The 4,746-nt window shown below is 33.4% G+C and carries 5 protein-coding genes; 4 read left to right on the forward strand and 1 reads right to left on the reverse strand.

Features of this window, described 5'->3' with window-relative positions; all coding sequences use genetic code 11:
- Positions 1–8 precede the first annotated feature (8 nt).
- The 3 genes from rpmI to Q1V95_RS01885 all read left to right on the forward strand — a co-directional run bounded on the left by rpmI (position 9) and on the right by Q1V95_RS01885 (position 1,463).
- On the forward strand, positions 9–206 hold the full coding sequence (gene rpmI / locus Q1V95_RS01875; RefSeq protein ID WP_027384637.1) for a 50S ribosomal protein L35: 198 nt from the start codon (positions 9–11) through the stop codon (positions 204–206).
- 116 nt (positions 207–322) lie between these two features.
- Positions 323–667, forward strand: a complete 345-nt coding sequence (rplT, locus tag Q1V95_RS01880; protein WP_300669681.1) for a 50S ribosomal protein L20 — start codon at positions 323–325, stop codon at positions 665–667.
- 115 nt (positions 668–782) lie between these two features.
- The gene (locus tag Q1V95_RS01885) at positions 783–1,463 is read left to right on the forward strand and encodes a hypothetical protein (protein ID WP_300669683.1); all 681 of its coding nucleotides are present in this window, start codon (positions 783–785) and stop codon (positions 1,461–1,463) included.
- A gap of 41 nt (positions 1,464–1,504) precedes the next feature.
- Here Q1V95_RS01885 and Q1V95_RS01890 read toward each other — a convergent pair whose 3' ends face one another.
- Complete coding sequence (locus Q1V95_RS01890) at positions 1,505–1,939, reverse strand: FKBP-type peptidyl-prolyl cis-trans isomerase (protein ID WP_300669685.1); 435 nt, start codon at positions 1,937–1,939, stop codon at positions 1,505–1,507.
- Between the two features lie 137 nt (positions 1,940–2,076).
- On the opposite strand from Q1V95_RS01890, the gene Q1V95_RS01895 reads away from it, so the two are divergent.
- Positions 2,077–4,557: a hypothetical protein gene (locus Q1V95_RS01895; RefSeq protein WP_300669686.1), complete on the forward strand. Its 2,481-nt coding sequence runs from the start codon at positions 2,077–2,079 to the stop codon at positions 4,555–4,557.
- Positions 4,558–4,746 lie beyond the last annotated feature (189 nt).

The following is a 4,746-nucleotide window of genomic DNA, read 5'->3' on the forward strand; positions in this document are numbered from 1 at the left end:
GCAGAACAATGCCAAAATTAAAAACTAAATCAGGTGCTAAAAAGCGTTTTGCTCTTACTGGTACTGGTAAGATCAAAAGAAAAAATGCTTTCAAAAGCCACATCTTAACAAAGAAAGAAACTAAGCAAAAGAGAAATCTTACGCAAACTTCTTATGTTGCAGCTGTGGACACTAAGAGTGTTTTACGTCAATTAGCTATTAAGTAGTTTTTATAACCAATATTCGGTTTATAAGAATTCAACAAATTCAAAAATTTTAACCCTGAAACGGAGCACATAAGAGCAATAACATTGCCGCCCTTTTCAAAAAAACAATTTACATTATGCCAAGATCAGTTAACGCTGTAGCGTCTAGAGCGCGCAGAAAAAAAGTAATGAAGCAGGCTAAAGGTTTTTTCGGTAGAAGAAAAAATGTTTGGACTGTAGCTAAAAACGCCGTGGAAAAAGCAATGCAATATGCTTACCGCGGTAGAAAAGAGAAGAAAAGAAACTTCAGAGCACTTTGGATTACTCGTATCAATGCGGGTGCTAGAGAGCACGGATTATCTTACTCTCAATTTATGGGAGCTCTTAAGAAAAACAACATCGAGCTTAACAGAAAAGTTCTTGCTGACTTAGCAATGAATCATCCAGAAGCTTTCAAAGCTGTTGTAGATCAAGTAAAATAATTAATCATTTTTGTTATCAATATAAAACCTAAGCATTTGCTTAGGTTTTTTATTTTTTTGTAAAACTTAATACTATTTTGAAAATAATTTCGTTATTTTAGAAAAATTAAGCTATATGAGAATCTTTAAACTTGCAATTTTTGCTATTTCTGCAATTGCGATTACATCGTGCTCTAATAAGTCCGATGACGAAGTAATTACTGATCCTATTGTTCAGCCTAGGTTCAATCTTAATCCTGGAAGTCTTTGGGTGTACAAAACTTATGAACGTAATGATTATACATCTGAGTTCAAATATGCTAACAAAATTGATAGCGTGAAAGTTGAAAGCATTGTAGATGCTGGAGGTTACAAATATGCTAAGGTAAAAGAAACAACTTGGAATTTAACTCAAAATTCGCATAGCTCGTATGTCACATACCAAAGAATTAACTCCAAAGGTTATTTGGTGGCATTGTCATCTTATCTATTTGATCAAGCAAAATATGGTGATGCTTTTGAAAATGTGAAACATCCAAATACTGATGCAAATTTTCAAGTCGAAGTGCCATTTCCTCCAAACAGTAAAGTGGTTTATAAGCTAGAGCCCAAAGAGAATGTCGTGGTTGATGGCAAATCTTATGAAGTTAATCCATACAATGGAAGATACTATAAAGATGGCTCGACAACCGCCGATCCTAATAAGATTGTAAAAAACAATTATGCATTTGGAATCGGTTTGGTGAACACTTATTGTCATTCCGAGTCTGGAACTTACAATTTTGAAGATAGACTAGTCTCTTATACACTAAAATAAAAAAAGCCTGCAATTGCAGGCTTTTCTATTTGTATGAGAATTTATTTAATCCCAATCAATTCAACTTCGAAAATTAATGTTGAGTTTGGACCGATTTCTTTTGAGATTTGTTGGTCACCATAAGCCAAATGTGGAGGAATAACAAACTTCCACTTGCTACCCGTAGACATCAATTGCAAACCTTCTGTCCAACCAGAAATAACACGATTAAGTGGGAAGCTTGCAGTTTTTTTTCTTTGTACAGAACTGTCAAATACTTCGCCAGTTATTGTTGTCCCATGATAATGGCAAATAACAGTATCTCTAGCCTCTGGCTTTCTACCTTCGGATTCTTCCATAATTTGGTATTGTAAGCCGCTTTCCAAAGTTACAACGCCTTCTTCTTTCCCGAATTCTTCTTGGAAAGCTTTACCTTCCTTTAGATTTTTCTCAGCCAAAGCTTTTTTCTTTTTTGATAATAAATCAGCAATTCCCATTTTAAAAATTTTTACAAATTTAAGCATTTAGAATTTTGAACATTGTTAAAAAAATAATTTTATAAATTCATTAAGCAAAGAATTAATGATAATTCCATTACTTATTTATATTTTCGCACAATCTAAGCTCAAAAATTATGATTAAAAGGATTTACGCTTTATTTCTTTTATGTTTTACCATTGTTGCATTTGCACAATCGACGATAACTGTTACAGTTGCAGGGAAAAATGTTCCTTTGTCAAATGCAGCCGTATTTTGTAATAAAACTTTACTGGGAAATACCAATTTGCATGGGAAGTTGACATTTTCGACCAAGTGTGATAAAGTTACTGTAAAACATTCTGGATATGATGACGAAGATGTTGTTGTGGACAAAGTGATGGAAGTTTCGCTAGAAAAAGATGTTGATAATATTAACAATATTGAAGGTGTTGTTGTCAATGATAAAAGCGATGCAAAAGCTTTAGCAATTTTGGATAAAGTCAATGATAATTTTAAGAATAATTCACCGAAAAGTTTAGAGTCATACGAGTTCAAATCCTATGAAAAAATGTCCTATGATTTTGATGAAGATTCCATTAAAATCTACCATGATTATATGGCAAAACGAAAAGATTCGTTGAGCGCGCTTCCTGCGAAAGAAATTAAACAAACCAAAAAAGAAAAGAAAGATTCTTTGATGGATCAGGATTTTGAAAACTTATTAATGGATAGTAAGCTTTTCCTTTGGGAACGTGCGAATCAATATTTGTATTCTCAAAAATATGGTGAAAAAATCAATGTTTTGGACAACCGTATTTCGGGACTCAAAGAGCCTATTTATCAGCTTTTGGTGATGCGATCTAACCGAAATAAAATTCCAAAAGAAATTCTTCCTGAGAACAGAAATCTTTACAGATTTTATTTAACAGACTCTATAGAAATCGATGGAAGGGAAAATTATGTGATTCGTTTCCGAGAAGTTGGTGTCAAATCACAACCAAATCGCCGAAAATATAATGGTTACCTCTACATTGATCAACAAACTTTTGCCGTTAAAAAAATTGAAAGTAATAGCAAGAATAGAAATGATGGTAGTGTCACTTCTGTATGGACGCCAATTAACAATAAATGGTTTCTACAAAAGGAAAATCTGAAACTAAGAGCAGGAACTCAGTCCTTTGATAATACTGATAAAAAACCTGAAATAAAAGACGGAATGACAGCCGAAGAAAAGCGCGCAGAAAGACGAAAGTTGAAGACGCGTTTCGGAAACTATGTTTATATGAAAGTCGATTATTTCGATTTTGAAACGCCTGTTGATTTCACGGCAAAAGATTTCAAAGGTTATACGATGACGGTTAAAAATACGGATGGAAGTCTTTTGGAAAAATACCGTACAGACAGCCTTTCGGAGCGTGAGAAATTAACTTATGTGAAAGTAGACAGTCTTGGACAAAAATACAATATTGATAAAAAAGCAAGTCTAGTAAGTAATATTTTGCGAGGAAGAATTCGTCTTGGGATGTTTGATCTTGATCCTTTTGGTAGTAATTACAACCGTTACGAAGGTGTTAGATTGTCCTTGCGTGCAAAGTTAAATGAGAACTTTAACAAATACATTTCGCCAGATGTATATTTGGCTTATGGTTTCAAAGATTCTAAGTTTAAATATGGCGTTGGGGTTGACGTTAAAACAACTTTGGATTACAATTCATTTTTCCGTGCCGAATATTATGATGATGTCGAATCTTCGGGAAGATTTAACCAAAATCTTTGGAGTGTCAAAATGCAGTTTATGAATTCTGGCGTGGATTTACAAAATGATAAATTCTACAGATTACAAGGTGGAAAAATTAGTTACGAAGTCGATCTCAATAATGCGCTGACATTGCAACTATCTGCGAAACGCCAAAATGAAGAAGCAAAGTTTGACTATTTTTATAATGGCGAAAATCGTCTGTTCAAGAATTTTTCGACAGTGTTAACTTTGAAGTATTCTCCGAATTCTCAAAACATTATGACGCCGTCTGGTAAGTTGACGTACGATCAAAAGTTTCCAGAAGTTTATTTTAACTTCGAACAAGGCATGAAAACTTTGGGTGGAGAATTTAACTTCTCTCGAATGGATATTTTGCTAACGCATCAGTTCACAACCAAATTGGGTCGAACTGGTCTTAGATTGTATGGCGGATTGATGACGGGCAACGCACCAATTTGGCACCATTTCCAAATGGGAGGTTTGGATTCTTCTAATAATGACAGCTTCTTCTCGCATTTTAATTTGACGACTTATTTAGGTTTTGCAACAATGGAAGCAGGAAAGTATTTCAATGATAAATTTGGAGGATACTACTTTACACACCGCATTCCTTGGTATTTCAAAAGTTTTGGAAGAAACACATCTAGTTTCGATTTGGTGTACAAAGGCACAGTTGGCGACATGAAGAATATGGAACAACATCAGTTTGAGTACAAGAAGTTGGATCACCTTTACCAAGAAGTTGGATTGGAGTACAATAATTTTTTGAGTACAGGATTTAATTTAGGTTTATTTTACCGAGTTGGACATTACGCAACAGATAAATTCAGTCAAAATTTTGCAATTCAGTTAAAACTAAAATTGCTTGGTTTTTAATATAAAGTACTTTTAATAAAGGCTTTCGCTGAGTTTTATTAAATTATTATATCAGTGAAAAATTAATAAAAAAAGTACATTAAAATTAATTTGAACACAAAAAGAAAAAAATCCTTATTTTTGATAAAAATTTTTAGATCTAATGAAATACGATATTATTGTCATCGGTAGTGGACCTGGAGGATATGT

The organism is Soonwooa sp. (assembly GCF_030151385.1).
Lineage (GTDB): Bacteria > Bacteroidota > Bacteroidia > Flavobacteriales > Weeksellaceae > Soonwooa.